The organism is Undibacterium sp. 14-3-2 (assembly GCF_016595265.1).
In the GTDB taxonomy this organism is placed as follows: domain Bacteria; phylum Pseudomonadota; class Gammaproteobacteria; order Burkholderiales; family Burkholderiaceae_D; genus Undibacterium; species Undibacterium aquatile.
Window position 1 is genome coordinate 206,140 of the sequence record NZ_JAENGS010000003.1, and the last position, 14,760, is coordinate 220,899.

A 14,760-nucleotide genomic window follows, 5' to 3' on the forward strand; every position below is an offset into this window, starting at 1 on the left:
ATGAGCCCGCACAGCCTGCAGGCCGGGATGGAATTTGATGGCTACCGCTTAGAAGAAAAATTGCATACCGGCGGGATGGCCGCACTCTGGCGCGTCACCGATTTACGCCAGCGTCATGTCGGCAAACCTGGGCTGGAAGACGGTGTGCCGCCATTGATCATGAAAGTACCGCTGCTGTACTCTTCTGACGACCCGACCGCTATCGTCGCGTTTGAAGTCGAACAGATGATCATGCCTAAGCTCAAAGGCGTACACGTGCCGCGTTTTTTCGGCTCTGGTGATTTTGATGCGCAGCCGTATATCGTGATGGAACAGATAGCAGGTGAATCCTTACGCAGTCGTTTCGCACAAGCGCCGTTACCGATCAGCGAAGTTGTAACTATCGGCATTAAAGTCGCGAATGCTTTACAGGATTTACACCGGCAGAATGTGATTCATCTGGATATCAAACCAAGCAACATCATGTTCCGCGATGGAGTAGCGGTGCTGATCGATTTTGGTCTATCACGCCATGATCGCCTGCCTGATCTGCTGGATGAAGAATTTCGTCTGCCTATGGGCACAGGGCCGTATATCTCGCCGGAACAAGTGCTGGGTGTGCGCAATGAACCGCGCAGTGACTTATTTTCACTCGGGGTTTTGCTTTACCATCTGGCGACTGGCGAACGGCCTTTCGGTCATCCGACCTCCGTTTCAGGTTTAAAGAAACGCTTATACCGCGACCCGATTCCGCCGCGCAGCCACCGGGCGGATATCCCAGCCTGGCTGCAAGAAATTATTCTGCGTTGTCTGGAAGTAGAACCGGCGGCGCGCTTTGATACGGCGTCACAGCTAGCGTTTTTGCTGCAGTATCCAGAACAACTGACGCTGACCGGGCGTGCAGAAAAAGCGCAACAGGATGGCTATCTGTCTGTGATCAAACGCCGTCTGAAAGCCTCAGGCATAGAGCCAGTCTTGCAACACAGTATTTCGGAACAATTAGCGAAGGCGCCAATCATTGTCGCTGCGCTTGATCTGACGCGCGGCTCTGAAGCGCTGGCAGAAAATCTGAGAAATATCACACGACGGATGCTGCAGACCGAACCAGGTGCAAGGCTGGCCTGCCTGACCATACGCAAAACCAGCCGCATAGGAATGGACGACAGTCTGATCAAACAGGGCGAAAACATCCACGTCAAACAACTGGTCGATCTCAAACACTGGGCCAGACCGTTGAATATCAGCGCGGACAAAATCACGTTTCACGTGATTGAAGCGCCGGACCCGGCAGGTGCGATTATCGAATATGCGCACAACAACGATGTCGATCACATCATCATTGGCTCGCGCGGCACGTCAGCGCTGCGACGCTATCTGGGCAGCGTTTCCGCGCAGGTGGTGGCAGAGGCAGCCTGTACTGTGACGGTCGTTAAAACGACCGAAAAATAAGCTGCCTGCTGCCTTTGCAGAAAAGTCAGGTGCTTTCTGAATTATTTAGTACGCACAATCAGGCCGCTGCTGGCATCCTCTTTATACGCGTAGGAAACTTTGCCCTTACGGATTTCACCCATGACGACCATCGATTGCGTGATCGCTTCATGATCTGCTTTCGTGTAAGGCTTTTTATAGCGCGTGACGACCGTCGAGGTGGCTTCGTATTTCATATCTTCCAACGCATCTTTGATCTTTTCAGATTCGGTCGAGTTTGCCTGCATGATCGCCAGACTCAACAAACGCAGGGCATCATAAGTCTGCGCTGCAGCTACTGCGGAAGGAATAATTTTGGCATTATTTAAACGCAGATAAGATAAAGAAAAACTGCTGCTGCGGGTGGAATCACTCTCGATAAATGTCACTGGCATACGCGCACCTTCTGCATTGCCACCGGCAGTATCAGCAAAACTCTTTTGCGACAGAATCCAGCTGCCGACCAATGGCAAATTCACTTTTGCCTTGCTCATGCTGTTCGCTGCTGCTGCAGCCTCAGACGACAGGCAATACAAGATAATGACCTGCGCGCCAGCCTGCTTCGCCTGCGTCATCTGGCTGGTCATATCCTGCTCACCGATTTTCACACTCTGCACGCTGACTGGTGCCAGCTTACGTTTTTGCAGCTCAGCAACCAGATTATCTTTACCGAACTGACCGTAAGGCGTGTCGTCATGCAGAATCGCAATCTGCGTCAGCTTACGTTTGTCGACCACATCATGCAGCATCGCAACCGGCTGAATACTGTCGCTGGCCGATAAACGGAACACATAGCTGTGCGGAACCGCTGGCGGCATGAATTTGCTTAAGCCAGCTCCTGTGGCAACACTGACGATCAGCGGAATTTTCGCGTCCTGAAATACTTTCGCCGCCTGCAGCGCAACACCCGTATTCGCAAAACCAACCACCGCTACGACTTTTTCTTTTTCTATCAGTTCTTTAGCCATCGCCACACCCAGCTCTGGCTTGGCCTGATCATCGCGTTCAACGAGTTCAATTTTGCGCCCGAGTACGCCGCCAATCTGATTCAAATCAGCTTGAAATACACGCGCGCCACCGCGCATGCTTTCACCCATATCGGTTGATGATTTGCCGGTGAACGGGCCAATGACCCCGATACGAATCGGCGGCTCCTCCGCGTATGCTGCGCCGCACAGGCACAATACAAGACTACTCAGTAGCGAACGAATGCGCATTTTTATCTCCAATTTTATTAAACACCCCGGCATGTTGACACCGCAAATAGCAGGGCAGATTTTCTCGTGCTGAGAACGTAACCGCGCACCATATAGTTGTCAATTGGAAATATAAATTAAAAAACAAAGTGCCTTCTTGATTTTCAACATAAATCAATCGCATAAAATTTCCGCAATGCAATACGTATCAATACGTATGCCTGAGTAAAGGTTGGCAGACTACCCAGAATTAGTTTGCGATACAGGCATTTTTGTCAGTGCAAAATAATTACTCAAGTGTTGTAATTTCACACGCTAATATCGCGTGATTCTAGTTACGACCAGGCAATAGGACTAGCGGCTTTAAATATTCTGGCGAACTGAATTTCGTTGTATCTGGCCTGGCGTAGTTCTGTTCTTTTTTTGAACTTGAGTCTGCCTGGAGAGCGTTAATTGTGCATGGTTCGAATTTTCGGAAGAGGTACACTGACTAATAGTTAATTCTTTTTTTGAAAAATGTTGAGGCGTATATGTTCTTTAAAAAACTCAGTGTGATTGCTTTGATATTCTCAGTCTCACAAATCGCCTTAGCTGATAACGCCGCTCTCCCAAAAACATTTGAAATAACCGGACAAATAACAAAGAAACATCTTGAAAATTATGATCAGGCGTTGGTTGCTGCCCCTGAGATCAAAGGCATCCTTTTATCAAATTCTCTCGGTGCGGCGAATGATGGCGTTGAGATTGTAGAAGAATTCAGAAAACGTATTGAGCGAAAAAAATTATCTACTTTTGCGCGCGGTATATGTGCCTCCGCTTGTGCAAATATTTTTTTGCTCGGCTACCAAAGAAACCTGCTCGCTAATCCCAACGGAAAACCAACCACGTTGCTATTGCATCCAGTGAGGCGTGTGTTTGAAGAAAACAAAAATGGTGTCGGACAAATTCAGGTTTTCTTCACAGATAAAATTAATCAACAAATCTCTGAACGTAGCCAAGGCAAACTGACTATCGAATTACTGAATAAGATGTATGACGCCGAAGATGGAAGTGGCGGAATATTTATTCTGCGAGAACCCAATTCAGAAGGTAAATACATCTTATTTTCTAAGAGCCTGGCAAAAAAAATAAGAGCAACTCCCATCAGCAATTTAACGCCTGCAGACCTTGGTATAACCATCACCGAAGAATGATATTGGGCTCCGGAAGTTAAAACGGGCGAATAGCACTCTTCTTCACAGACATAAAATCCTCCGGCAGCATATCAGGCAATCTGCAAACCTTGCTTCCAGACGCCCGCCACAACGGGAATACCTTCAACGATGCGGACGCGGATAAAATCAGCGCGCAGTCCGGGTGCGATCTGACCGCGATCTTGCAAACCTATCTGCCGTGCGGGTTGCAGGCTGACGGTGGAGATTGCTTTCGGCAAAGAGTAACCATCTTCCTGCAATAAAAATGCGGCATGCAGTAAGCTGGCCGGAACATAGTCGGACGACAAAATATCGAGCAAATCATGGCGCGCTAATTCACTCGCAGAGACGTTGCCGGAATGCGAGCCGCCACGCACGCGGTTCGGTGCGCCCATGACGATGGATAAGCCGTGCTGATGCGCAAACTGTGCTGCTGCCAGCGTGGTCGGAAATTCGGAAATCGTCACGCCATCGCGCACGCCTTCAAGCACGTGAGTATGGGTGGTGTCGTCATGGGTCGCCAGTGGAATACCATGCGCCTGAGTGCGGCATAGCTTGACGATCTGCGCGCGATTTTGTTCTGCATACTGCTGCTGGCGATCACTCAGCACTTCCAGCATCTGATCGACTTTCTGGTGCGTCCAGCCACGCTTGCCAGTGACGTAGACGCGGTAATGTTCAAGGTCTGTCCATTGTCGTTGCCCCGGCGTGTGATCCATCAGGGACACCAGCCGCAAGCGTTCGTCATTTAAAAATGGCGTAAATAATTCCAGCAAACGCGCCTCTGCCAGCTCCAGCCTCAAATGCAGAAAATGATCGGTGCGCAGTACGCCCGCCTGCCTGGCACCGGCAAGCCCTTGTACGCAGGCCTGCATCATTTGTGTACGCACGCTGTCGGGGTCGATATCACCGATGGCAATCGCGTCCAACACTGTAGTGATACCGGAACAGGCGATCTGCGCGTCATGCGCGATGATGGCGGGCAGCACCGGCCAGCTCACTTTCGGGCGCGGCATCAGATGCTTTTCTAAATTATCGGTATGTAACTCCACCAGACCCGGTAACAGATAATCGCCATGCCAGTCAGTACCCGTCAGCGTCGCCGCGCCTGAATTGACATCGTCAATACGCCCGTGACTAACGGCGATACCGCCAGTCAGCACCTGATCCGCAGTGACGACGCGTGCGTTGCGGATAGAGAACGCTGTATGCGAAGCAAAATTCATGAAGCAATACATCCTTGAAAAGCGGTGAACAAGCTGAAAATAATCTGAGAAACCAATTAACCGTCGGGTCTGCAAATTTTACTGCTGCGATCCGGTATTGTTGAACAGGAACAGGATTTACGCAAAACTTTCCGGCGTGATGAAGATCTGATCTCGGCAATGCACTACAAAGACCATGCGCGATTTTGTAACACCACCCGGTACCCATCGGCATCTTCAAACGTTTTACCGGCCACGTCCCAAAAAGGATTAGCGGAGCGCACCGGTAAAAATCCGGCTTGTTGCATGCTTTCGCAGGCACGCTGCCATTCTGCCTCGTCGGGAAGATAAAAAACCAGCAAATGATCCTGGCTCGGTGCCTTACATGCATACGAGTCGGCATGCGAACCGGCATGCTGAGTAAATTCCAGATGATAGTTGTGCTGCGGATGTCCGATGATCGTACCGTCTATGCCATCGTGATCTGCAAATTGGCTCAGTAAAACAAACCCCAGCCCGTCGATATACATTCTGGTGATCACGCTGAGATGATCGGTGGGCCGCGCCACCCGCATCACTGCTGTTTGTGAAATCATTTTTTCCCTTTAGCGTATGTCTACATGTCTGATTCACACCGGTGCATGGCACACAGCTTCGACATTATTCCCGTCAGGATCTATCGTGAAAGCACCGTAGTAATTTGCATGATAATGCGGGCGCAGGCCAGGTTGTCCATTGTCTTTGCCGCCATGCGTCATCGCCTGCGCATAGAATTGATCGACGGCATCACGAGAAGCAGCACTGAAAGCGACATGCCGTGGCGTCGATTTTTCTTTTGTTTCGATAATCCAGAATGTCGGCTTTCCATTCACACCAAATGCGCACATCCGCTGGGTAGGAAAATCGGCATTCCACTCAGCGACAAATTCTGTTTGCAGGGTATATCCCAATGGCGCAAAAGCCGCTTCATAAAATAATTTTGTGGCCGGATAATCTGTCGCATAAGTGCTGAGGTGATCTATCATGAGTTCTCCCTGTTTTCAGATGCAGGACATACACAAAGCTGCCCCAGCGGCGTTATGACTCCTAGCCGTACTATTCGTACTGTCTTCGTCGCCATGCCTTGCCGGGGAAACTTTGCGTCAGTCCTATGGAATAAGAATGATGAATGACAACGCATTCACCGCATACTATGTCATATCAGACACAAAATATTCTTCTGAAAATGCGCTTACTTTGGTTTCCTGTATTGAAGAACGGCGGCTACATGAGCGATCACAATGTCGCCACAACGTTACGCCATGCGGGATAGCGAACAAAATGAACATGAAAAAATGTGAGAAAAACGACTGATGAACGAGTCCAGTAATACCCCCAAACCTCAAGCACGTTATGCGCTGTATTTTGCGCCGGAACAAAACAGCCCGTGGTGGCAGGCTGGCTGCCGGTGGCTGGGACGTGATCCGGCATCGGCAACCGCGCTGCCGCAAACAACATGCGAAGGCGTGACTGCGACTGCATTTCACCAACTGACCAGCGACGCCCGCCGTTATTGTTTTCATGCGACGCTGAAAGCACCGTTCAGGCTCGCTGAAGGCTGCACAGCCGCGCTACTCGATACTGCCCTGCGTGATTTTTGCCAACAACAGCGCAGCCTGATGATTCCGGCACCGCGAGTCGAATGGATGGGAAATTTTCTGGCGCTGCGTCCGCAGGGCGACGTCAGCGCGATCAATCGGTTAGCGATGGATTGCGTCAGTACCTTCGACAGCTTCCGCGCACCGCTGAGTGCCGCCGACATCGCGCGTCGCCAGCGGCATCCACTGAGCGACCGGCAAATGCAACTCCTGCAGCGCTGGGGTTATCCGTACACCGAAGAAGAGTTCCGTTTTCATATGACGCTGACCGATGCATTGCATGAGTCAGCTCATGCGGATCAGGCAGAGGCGATCTGTCAGGCAGCGCAAAACTTCTTTACGATCGACGCGCCTTTGCAGCTGAACGGCCTCGCGCTGTTCACAGAAAGCGCACCGGGCGCACCGTTTCAACTGGTGCAGCGTTATGCATTCGGTGCGGCAAACGACAGCACCACAGCCGCATTGAATGAAATGAAATCGCAGTCATGACAGCCTCAGAAATGAACATCACGCACAACTCAGAAAGCGCCGCCACAACACAACGCCATATCGTACTAATTCCCGGCTTCATGTGCGATGCCAGCCTGTGGCAGGATGTGCTGGGCGGCTTGCAGCAACTCGGCACGGTCTCGTTTGCGGATCTGAATCAGGGCAGCGACATCGACGCGATGGCAGAGCGCATCATTGCCAGCCTGCCGCACAGCTGTGTGCTGATCGGTTTTTCTCTTGGTGGTTATGTCGCCCGCCGTATCGCCGCAAAAGCGCCGCAACGCGTCAGCCATTTGGTGTTACTGAACACCTCGGCGCGCGCCACCAGCGCCGAAGAAATCGCCCGCAATCAGCAGCAAATCAAGATGCTCAAGGTCTTTCCGTATAAAGGACAGACCATCACCGCATTGAAGCGCGCACTGCACCCGGCGCGTAGCGACAACGCCTTGTTACTGCAACATCTGCAAACAATGTCACTGACACTGGGCGCAGATATTTTCATGCAACAGTTAAGCATCGTCCGGCAAGACGGGCATGCCGATTGTGCGCAGATTTTTTGTCCGGTGCTGGTCGTCGCCAGCCGCGAAGACCAGATGCGGCGCTTGCAGGAAGCTGAAGATATCGTCGCCGCGCTGCCTGATCCGACTTTCCGCATCATCGACGATTGCGGCCACATGTCGCCACTCGAACAGCCGGAAATTTTGCTGGAATATCTGCGCGATTTTTTGATACGGACCAGCTAGAAAATGTGCTGAAAACAGGCGCAAAAACGGCTTTTTTTGGCTTAAAAATACTGGGGGGAGTATATTTTAAAGCCCAGCATTAACGCTGAGAATAGTGCCAAATCGCCATATACTCCCCCAAAATGCACAAAAATGCAGAAAAAAAGCCGGAAATTTTTCCGGCTTTTTTCGTTCTGACTGCTGACCTGAAAATTACCAGGCGTAAGCCGCTTTCGCATAGAAATAGCGACCATTGAAACCGTAAGGCGAGAAGGTGCTGTAAGGCAAAGTGCCGCCGGTATTCAGGTTCCCGGTTGATGTCACCTGATCCGGATATTTGTCGCCCAGATTATCGATGCCACCGGTCAGCGTCCACTTGCCGATGCGATAGCTGGCAGAAATATCGACCACCACATTCGCACCGTAAGTCTGATCCAGTGTCGCATTATTTTGCGGTGAAACGAAGCTGCCGTAACGGGTTGCCTGCGCGCGCGCAGTCCATTGATTGACCGCATAATCAGCGCTCAGGGTCAGCTTATCTTTCGGTGCAGAATCAGTCGCGCGCAACAGTGATTGCCGGTCAATCAGCAACAGATTATTTTGTGCCAGCACCGCCGGATTCGCCGCCACATGGCTGACGGTAGTTTTATTGTGGTTGTAGCCCAGCGTCAACCCAAGTTTATCGCTGCCGGTCAAGCTCAGTTGATACGTACCGACAATATCCACACCGCGCGTTTGCGAATCCAGCGCATTCGTGAAATAACGCGCAGCGCCCACCAGCACGCCCTGTTTCGCCAACACACTTTGCAAGGCCGCTGGCAACACCAGATTACCGGAATACAAAATGCGGTTATCAATATCGATCTGATACGCATCGACACTCAGCGAGACATTTTTATTCGGCTGCAACACCGCACCCAGACTATAGTTGCGCGATTTTTCAGCTTCCAGCGGTTTCGCACCCAACGCTTTTGCCGCCGCAGTAGCAACGCCAAAGGTGCCAGTATCGACCAGTTGCGAGGTGCCGTTAATGGTGATCAGATTGGTGGTCGAGATCGTGTAATTTTGCTGCGCTAACGATGGTGCGCGGAAGCCATTGGACGCTGCACCACGCAACGCAAATTCCGGTGTCACAGCAAAACGGCCCGATAATTTTCCGGAAGTGACGCTGCCAAAATCGCTGTAATTTTCATGACGCACCGCGACTGAAGCGCTGAGTTGTTTTGTCAGCTCGGCTTCGACGTTCGCATACACCGACGTGCTGTGGCGATTAAAACTGCCGGCATTCGATGGCTGGAAGCCGGAGAAACCCTGCGCACCGCTGCCGAAATACGAGTTCGGTTCGCCGGCGCCGATCTCATATTGATCGCGCCGGTATTCGGCACCGACCGCCAATGTCAGCGGGTTCGCCAGACCGGCAAATTCAAATTCTTTGGCCGCATCAAAGTTCGCCAGCGTCTGCGAATTTTTTAATTTACCAGCATAAAAACTGGTCGGGCTGGCAGCACCTAAACTGAGGTTGACGCTGTTATTCACATCGAGGCTGAATTCATTCGAACCGTAATTGGCACTCGCATCCCAGCGCCAGCCATCGGCTCGCCCTTTGATCCCGACAACCGTGGAAACATCGGTATTTTTTGCCGCTTCATTCGGTAAAAAGCCTTGTGGATACAGCGGTGTGCGCAAGGTCGTGCCGCTGGTGTAAGCCGTGCGCCAGGTCGCGGCCGCATCGGAATCACGCTGGCTGACATTCGCAAACGCATACAGTTCAAGATCATTATTCAGCGGCAAAGATGCATTCAGTCCCAGATTGGTTTGCTGTACTTTAGGGTCGCCTTGTTTCTGCGTGACCTTGCCATACAAAGGCTCGGCCGGATTACGCAAATCAGCACCCGCGCGGTTGGTTTCGCCCTGATATTTTTGTTCTGCGGTAAAACGTACCCAGCCTTTGTCGCCCAGTTGGGTACCGAAGTTGGCGCTCAGCGCGCCTTGCGTGCCGTCACCCTTGCTGTATTGGCCGCCACCTGCTTGTAACTCGCCACCCGCCGCGCCTTTTTTGAGGATGATGTTGATCACGCCAGCAATCGCATCAGAACCATATTGAGCTGCGGCGCCATCGCGCAGAACTTCAACTTTTTCAATCGCAGAAATAGGAATGGTATTCAGATCAGCCGGCGAAGATCCGCGCCCTGCCGTGCCGTTGACGTTGACAATCGCCGTCGTGTGCCAGCGCTTGCCATTCACCAGCACCAGCGTCTGATCCGGCGACAAGCCGCGCAGTTGTGCCGGACGACTCGCAGAAGTGCCGTCAGCAACAGCCGGACGCGGGAAATTCAATGAAGGCAGTAAACGGCTTAAAGCAGTACCTAATTCGCCGGTGCCGCTGGCCTGCAAATCTTTACTGGTCAGAATATCGACAGGTGCTTCGGAATCCGAAACGGTGCGCTTGATGCTGCGCGTGCCTGTAACAATCACGGTATCGGCAGCAGCGATCTCCGTTTGTTGCGCATAGACAGTCGGCACCAGCAGACCACTGAATAAGGCACCGATCAGCAGACTGATGGAACGGCGGGGAACGGGAATAGAAAAAGTTTGATACGCACGCATGAATAAACCTCTTTGTAATTGGCAAAACGGACGCCTGATAACGCAGTCAGAAAATGACTGCAGCGATGGAGATTCATGCTACGTGCTGAGGGCTGGCTGCCCAACGACCTTTTTTCACTTTGAAAATATGAAAAAAATATATGGAATATGAAAAAAACCACGAAAGAATCATATAAAACCCAGATGATAAAAAATATTTTCGACTTATTTTCGCAATAAAAACAAGCACTTATATACCTGTCTCTGAGCCTTTTTTTGTCTATGAAAACCGCAGGTTTTTTGGTCGCGCGACGCGCCAGTTTTTCGCACTCAGCACTGACAGGTAGTGAAAATAAAATTAGGTGATTGTTGTTTTACCGTGTATATTCCGTCTCGTACTTGCATCAAGTCCTTATATTGTTGGTCCCAATTCCGCATAGCTGTATCCTCTGGCTGTTCTGTTTTTTCTCCTCCGGTTTTATTTCTTGGTTTCAAGTGCCCCAAGGCAATTTCGCCTATGTTTCACGTAAAGGAATAAAAATGAGTAATCAAACAGGTATCGTAAAATGGTTCAACGACGCTAAAGGCTTTGGCTTCATCGCTCCTGATGCAGGTGGTGCAGATTTGTTCGCCCACTTTCAGGACATCCAATCCAGTGGTTTCAAAAGCCTGAGCGAAAATCAGCGTGTTTCTTTTGAACGCACGACAGGCCCTAAAGGCGACAAAGCAGGCAATATCCAGATTCTGGCTTAAAGTCTCCCGGCATATTCCGGCAGGCGATGCTTGCCAGAACAGCGCCAACCGTTTTTGCTGTGATGAAAAATTTGTTCTGCAATACCGGCCAGTGACACCATGCAGATAGCATGGGTTGCTGATGAACAAAGACTGACCGTTACAGCAAGCCTTCGCATACCAGTACACTGCTCTCACGCAGTGACTCTAGCGGCAATCAATTCTCACCGGCTGGTGGCACCATACAGATAGTATGGGTTATCGGGAAATGGCGTAGTTGATCAGTGATTCACTGGAAAGCATCTGCTTTTTGCTATGCACTCATTCATACTCTTTGCTCGCTGATGCGCGATGTATCAAGCAATGATTCTATGAATGAGCGGCGAAGGTACGCATTCGTTTGACCCTCTGAGGTTGCCAGTATTGACTGACAACGCAGAAAAAAGTGACTCACCACGACAAGCACCGCGCAGATAGCACGGGCATTGTTACAGTCAGTGGCACCACGCAGATAGCATGGGTTGCTGACGAGTCACTGCAATGAATGGATCGCCCACCGTATGGTGGGCTTTTTGTTGTCTGCCGCTTTTGTTTTGGCCGATCAGAACGAGCGCAGATGTAAGGTTTGTGCGTCTGTAGGTCTGTGCAGATTGCACTGAATTATTTCTTAGCAGCTTATTTTTTACCTGCAACTTCCGCCAGATAGCGCGCCACCAATTTAATTTCTGCATCTGTCAATCCGGTAATCACCGGCATTTCGCCTATGCCGTTACGTACTGCTTTTTCTACCCGCGCCGCATCCGGCTTCAGCTCGTCCAAGTCGGGGCCGCCTTCTGCATACGAATCCGCATGTTTCAGGCTATGGCACATCGCACATTTCGGCTCGGCTTTCTGATTGAAGATTTTCTTGCCTTCGGCCATCACATCTTCGGCCCCTGCAATACCGGTGCCAAGCAAACTCAGCGCGACAAGACCGTAAGAAATACACAGACGAAAAGCGGACATGACGGGTTCCTCAGATTACTGCAAAAATATGCGGACCGCAGCGACGGTGACTACGGGATTTTCTTCCTGCGGAACATGGCCGAGTTCATCAAACATAATCAGCTTGCTGTTAGCAATATCTCGCTGAAACCACTCTGCGTTTTCCGGCGGTATCAACTGATCTTTGCCACCCCAGAGTATCAGGGTCGGTACACGTATCGTTTTGATCAGTTCGGCATGATCGCCGATCGCGAGCTGGCTGATGCGCTGACGTAAAGCGGGGCGGTTTCCTTCACGCAGCATCATCGCTTCATAGCGATCAACTAAGGCTGGCGTGACTTTTTCCGGGCGGGCATAAACATTCTTGACGCTGGATTCAACCATAGAGCGCGGCAGGCAGTGATCCATTACCCACGACATCATAGGCATGCGCGCAATCTGAAAACCAACTGGTATCGATTTTGGTGTGAACGCATAACCTGCTGCATCCACCAGGATCAGTTTGTCTACCCGCGCCGGTGCAGCGGCAGCGACTTCCCAGGCGATTTCCCCACCAAGAGAGTTACCACCCAACACGACTTTAGACAGATGCAAGCTATCCATCAGATCCAGAATGAAACGCACGTACGCCGTCGTGCTGTAATCGTTTTCCTGATTCGGCCCGGTCAGGCCAAAACCGGGTAAATCCATGGTGATCACGCGGCGTTGTTCCTTCAAGGCTTTCACCCACGGTTCCCAGGTATGCAGGCTGGATGAGGTGCCATGGATCAGCATCACCGGAACGGGATCGTCCGCCAGGCCTTCGTCGCGCACATGCACCTGTAAACCGTGAACATCAATAAATTTTGAAGGTGCGGGTGCCCATTTTTGTTTCAGGTCATCGACAGATTTGTCAGGTGCCCAGGCGATCGCTAAACCCAGAAACAAAGCACCTGCTAACAAGATAAAGAGACTAAGGACAGCCATAGAAACGCGTTGACGAACACTCATTGATGACAGAAAAAAAACAATTCAGTAAGAGAGCGAGATTATAGGATGCATCGCCTTTTTCCTGTGCAGTTTCTTACCGGAAGAATAGCATTGCTCGACAGCGGTGATTAGTGCGGTGCGCTGCCCAGACGAATCAGACGACCAGAACCACCGATGGTTTTGGTAACGACGGGATCACCGTAATATTCGATTTCGCCGGAGCCGCCGACAGTCACATCCAGCTTATTATGAACCCAGGTGCGGACATGGCCGGAACCGCCGATGCGGATACGCACATCGTTGGCCTCCAGCGTATCCATCAGCAACGATCCGGAGCCGCCGATTTTCCCGCTGATTTCCGTTGAAGTTCCGGCGGCACTGAAGCTGCCGCTGCCGCTGATATCGATTTCCAGTATCTCGGTACGCAAATCCTGTATCCGCACATCGCCGGAACCACTGACCGCAATATGCAGACCGGGAATGTGTAATTTTTCCGCATTTACCTTACCCCAGCCGCTGATTTTCAGCTCCGCCAGATTTTTCAGAAACACCGTAATCTTCAGCGCTTTACTGTCAGGGTAAACATTTTTCTGCTGCGGCCGTATTTGTAACGCGCCGCTTTCCACCACGACTTCAATCAGGCTCTGTAAATTATCATCGGTCTCGATCTCGACGCTTTCTTTTTCTCCCTGACGCAATTCCAGATACGCGGGAAGATCGAGCGCAATTTCGTTAAATCCACTCACGACTCTGACTTGTTTCTGGATATTGCCGGAACCAGCCACTGTTTTAGCTTTGCGGAAAATATCCAGCCAACCGGCACTCGCAGGTAGCGTCGTCGCCAGCAACAAACCAGCAATAACAGTACGACGTAAAGATGAGGTTTTCATAGATGGGCTCCGGCAAGACGATCTGGACAAAGAGCGTCAGTGTAGCCGCAAGTGACAGCAGCGAAAAGCGGATTCTGGATCAGAGATCATTCATCGTCCGCCCGTATGTTGGGACGAGACTGCGTCATTCCCGAGACAACAAATTTGCGGGATGCTGATTTGATTTAATCAGCATCATCAAATTTTTCCATGAATATGCAGTCAGCACACCGCGTAGCAAGCTCAATTTACTTTCTTGCCTCCGGCGGGGCTCCGGCAGCTTCACCATTCTTTTTCTTTTCGGACGAAGCAACGGATTTCACCTGCACTACTTTGCCTTTACCTTTGCATGGGCTATCCGACCAGACGACGCGGCCATCGACCTCACATTTGAACACCGGCGTCTGCGCCGCGCTGATCATAGGAAAAGCCAGAGACAACACCAGCACACTCAGTAATTTATTCATTCTCGTTACCTGATTAATTAATCGATTGCAGGATGCGCGCATCGCTGTGACTGACGCAGGCTGGCAAGCCAGCCGAACGCCTCTATTGTTAAAATTTAAGCAATTATAAGCTATGCTTTCTGTCCCTTTGCTCAAATCACGATAAATCATGGCAATCGGAGCAGTTTTTTTATCGCGCATCGCTTAAAAGAAAACCCCGCATAAAATAAGGCCTGCAAGGCATTTTCATGCCAGCAGGCGCATCGAATCAGGGGCGTTTACTCAG

Annotated in this window: 14 protein-coding genes; 5 read left to right on the forward strand and 9 right to left on the reverse strand. The window is 50.9% G+C overall.

Features of this window, described 5'->3' with window-relative positions:
• Complete coding sequence (locus Undi14_RS08865) at positions 1 to 1,428, forward strand: bifunctional serine/threonine-protein kinase/universal stress protein (RefSeq protein WP_200179556.1); 1,428 nt, start codon at positions 1 to 3, stop codon at positions 1,426 to 1,428.
• Between the two features lie 41 nt (positions 1,429 to 1,469).
• Here Undi14_RS08865 and Undi14_RS08870 read toward each other — a convergent pair whose 3' ends face one another.
• Positions 1,470 to 2,663 (reverse strand): ABC transporter substrate-binding protein, encoded by a 1,194-nt coding sequence (locus Undi14_RS08870; RefSeq protein WP_186884421.1) that lies wholly within the window; start codon positions 2,661 to 2,663, stop codon positions 1,470 to 1,472.
• A 509-nt stretch (positions 2,664 to 3,172) separates the two neighbouring features.
• On the opposite strand from Undi14_RS08870, the gene Undi14_RS08875 reads away from it, so the two are divergent.
• Positions 3,173 to 3,835 carry a hypothetical protein gene (locus Undi14_RS08875; RefSeq protein ID WP_200179558.1) on the forward strand — a complete coding sequence of 221 codons (663 nt, stop codon included), beginning with the start codon at positions 3,173 to 3,175 and terminating at the stop codon, positions 3,833 to 3,835.
• A 71-nt stretch (positions 3,836 to 3,906) separates the two neighbouring features.
• Here Undi14_RS08875 and Undi14_RS08880 read toward each other — a convergent pair whose 3' ends face one another.
• The 3 genes from Undi14_RS08880 to Undi14_RS08890 form a co-directional block, all read right to left on the reverse strand.
• Positions 3,907 to 5,061 (reverse strand): alpha-D-ribose 1-methylphosphonate 5-triphosphate diphosphatase, encoded by a 1,155-nt coding sequence (locus Undi14_RS08880; RefSeq protein WP_200179560.1) that lies wholly within the window; start codon positions 5,059 to 5,061, stop codon positions 3,907 to 3,909.
• A 164-nt stretch (positions 5,062 to 5,225) separates the two neighbouring features.
• Positions 5,226 to 5,636, reverse strand: a complete 411-nt coding sequence (locus Undi14_RS08885) for a VOC family protein (protein WP_200179569.1) — start codon at positions 5,634 to 5,636, stop codon at positions 5,226 to 5,228.
• 33 nt (positions 5,637 to 5,669) lie between these two features.
• Complete coding sequence (locus tag Undi14_RS08890) at positions 5,670 to 6,065, reverse strand: VOC family protein (RefSeq protein WP_200179571.1); 396 nt, start codon at positions 6,063 to 6,065, stop codon at positions 5,670 to 5,672.
• Positions 6,066 to 6,392: 327 nt separating this feature from the next.
• Here Undi14_RS08890 and Undi14_RS08895 point away from each other — a divergent pair, with 327 nt between their 5' ends.
• Complete coding sequence (locus Undi14_RS08895; protein WP_200179573.1) at positions 6,393 to 7,166, forward strand: DUF1045 domain-containing protein; 774 nt, start codon at positions 6,393 to 6,395, stop codon at positions 7,164 to 7,166.
• Positions 7,163 to 7,909: an alpha/beta fold hydrolase gene (locus Undi14_RS08900; protein ID WP_200179574.1), complete on the forward strand. Its 747-nt coding sequence runs from the start codon at positions 7,163 to 7,165 to the stop codon at positions 7,907 to 7,909. Before Undi14_RS08895 ends, Undi14_RS08900 begins: the two co-directional genes overlap by 4 nt.
• Before the next feature lie 192 nt (positions 7,910 to 8,101).
• Here the strand turns inward: Undi14_RS08900 and Undi14_RS08905 are convergent, their stop codons facing one another.
• Complete coding sequence (locus tag Undi14_RS08905) at positions 8,102 to 10,495, reverse strand: TonB-dependent siderophore receptor (RefSeq protein WP_200179575.1); 2,394 nt, start codon at positions 10,493 to 10,495, stop codon at positions 8,102 to 8,104.
• 519 nt (positions 10,496 to 11,014) lie between these two features.
• On the opposite strand from Undi14_RS08905, the gene Undi14_RS08910 reads away from it, so the two are divergent.
• Complete coding sequence (locus Undi14_RS08910; protein ID WP_200179576.1) at positions 11,015 to 11,227, forward strand: cold-shock protein; 213 nt, start codon at positions 11,015 to 11,017, stop codon at positions 11,225 to 11,227.
• 654 nt (positions 11,228 to 11,881) lie between these two features.
• Here Undi14_RS08910 and Undi14_RS08915 read toward each other — a convergent pair.
• From Undi14_RS08915 to Undi14_RS08930, 4 genes are all read right to left on the reverse strand, one after another.
• A complete protein-coding gene (locus tag Undi14_RS08915; RefSeq protein ID WP_190480378.1) occupies positions 11,882 to 12,211 on the reverse strand; it encodes a cytochrome c in 330 nt (109 codons plus the stop codon).
• A 15-nt stretch (positions 12,212 to 12,226) separates the two neighbouring features.
• Positions 12,227 to 13,156 carry an alpha/beta fold hydrolase gene (locus Undi14_RS08920; protein ID WP_200179577.1) on the reverse strand — a complete coding sequence of 310 codons (930 nt, stop codon included), beginning with the start codon at positions 13,154 to 13,156 and terminating at the stop codon, positions 12,227 to 12,229.
• A gap of 131 nt (positions 13,157 to 13,287) precedes the next feature.
• Positions 13,288 to 14,049, reverse strand: a complete 762-nt coding sequence (locus tag Undi14_RS08925; RefSeq protein ID WP_200179578.1) for a head GIN domain-containing protein — start codon at positions 14,047 to 14,049, stop codon at positions 13,288 to 13,290.
• 227 nt (positions 14,050 to 14,276) lie between these two features.
• Entirely contained in the window at positions 14,277 to 14,495 is a 219-nt protein-coding gene (locus Undi14_RS08930; protein WP_200179580.1) for a DUF4124 domain-containing protein, read from the reverse strand.
• Positions 14,496 to 14,760: the final 265 nt, after the last annotated feature.

Coding starts and splice junctions, on each gene's coding strand:
- Undi14_RS08865 (WP_200179556.1), top strand. CDS start 1: ATGAGCCCGCACAGCCTGCAGGCCGGGATGGAATTTGATGGCTACCGC.
- Undi14_RS08870 (WP_186884421.1), bottom strand. CDS start 2,663: ATGCGCATTCGTTCGCTACTGAGTAGTCTTGTATTGTGCCTGTGCGGC.
- Undi14_RS08875 (WP_200179558.1), top strand. CDS start 3,173: ATGTTCTTTAAAAAACTCAGTGTGATTGCTTTGATATTCTCAGTCTCA.
- Undi14_RS08880 (WP_200179560.1), bottom strand. CDS start 5,061: ATGAATTTTGCTTCGCATACAGCGTTCTCTATCCGCAACGCACGCGTC.
- Undi14_RS08885 (WP_200179569.1), bottom strand. CDS start 5,636: ATGATTTCACAAACAGCAGTGATGCGGGTGGCGCGGCCCACCGATCAT.
- Undi14_RS08890 (WP_200179571.1), bottom strand. CDS start 6,065: ATGATAGATCACCTCAGCACTTATGCGACAGATTATCCGGCCACAAAA.
- Undi14_RS08895 (WP_200179573.1), top strand. CDS start 6,393: ATGAACGAGTCCAGTAATACCCCCAAACCTCAAGCACGTTATGCGCTG.
- Undi14_RS08900 (WP_200179574.1), top strand. CDS start 7,163: ATGACAGCCTCAGAAATGAACATCACGCACAACTCAGAAAGCGCCGCC.
- Undi14_RS08905 (WP_200179575.1), bottom strand. CDS start 10,495: ATGCGTGCGTATCAAACTTTTTCTATTCCCGTTCCCCGCCGTTCCATC.
- Undi14_RS08910 (WP_200179576.1), top strand. CDS start 11,015: ATGAGTAATCAAACAGGTATCGTAAAATGGTTCAACGACGCTAAAGGC.
- Undi14_RS08915 (WP_190480378.1), bottom strand. CDS start 12,211: ATGTCCGCTTTTCGTCTGTGTATTTCTTACGGTCTTGTCGCGCTGAGT.
- Undi14_RS08920 (WP_200179577.1), bottom strand. CDS start 13,156: ATGGCTGTCCTTAGTCTCTTTATCTTGTTAGCAGGTGCTTTGTTTCTG.
- Undi14_RS08925 (WP_200179578.1), bottom strand. CDS start 14,049: ATGAAAACCTCATCTTTACGTCGTACTGTTATTGCTGGTTTGTTGCTG.
- Undi14_RS08930 (WP_200179580.1), bottom strand. CDS start 14,495: ATGAATAAATTACTGAGTGTGCTGGTGTTGTCTCTGGCTTTTCCTATG.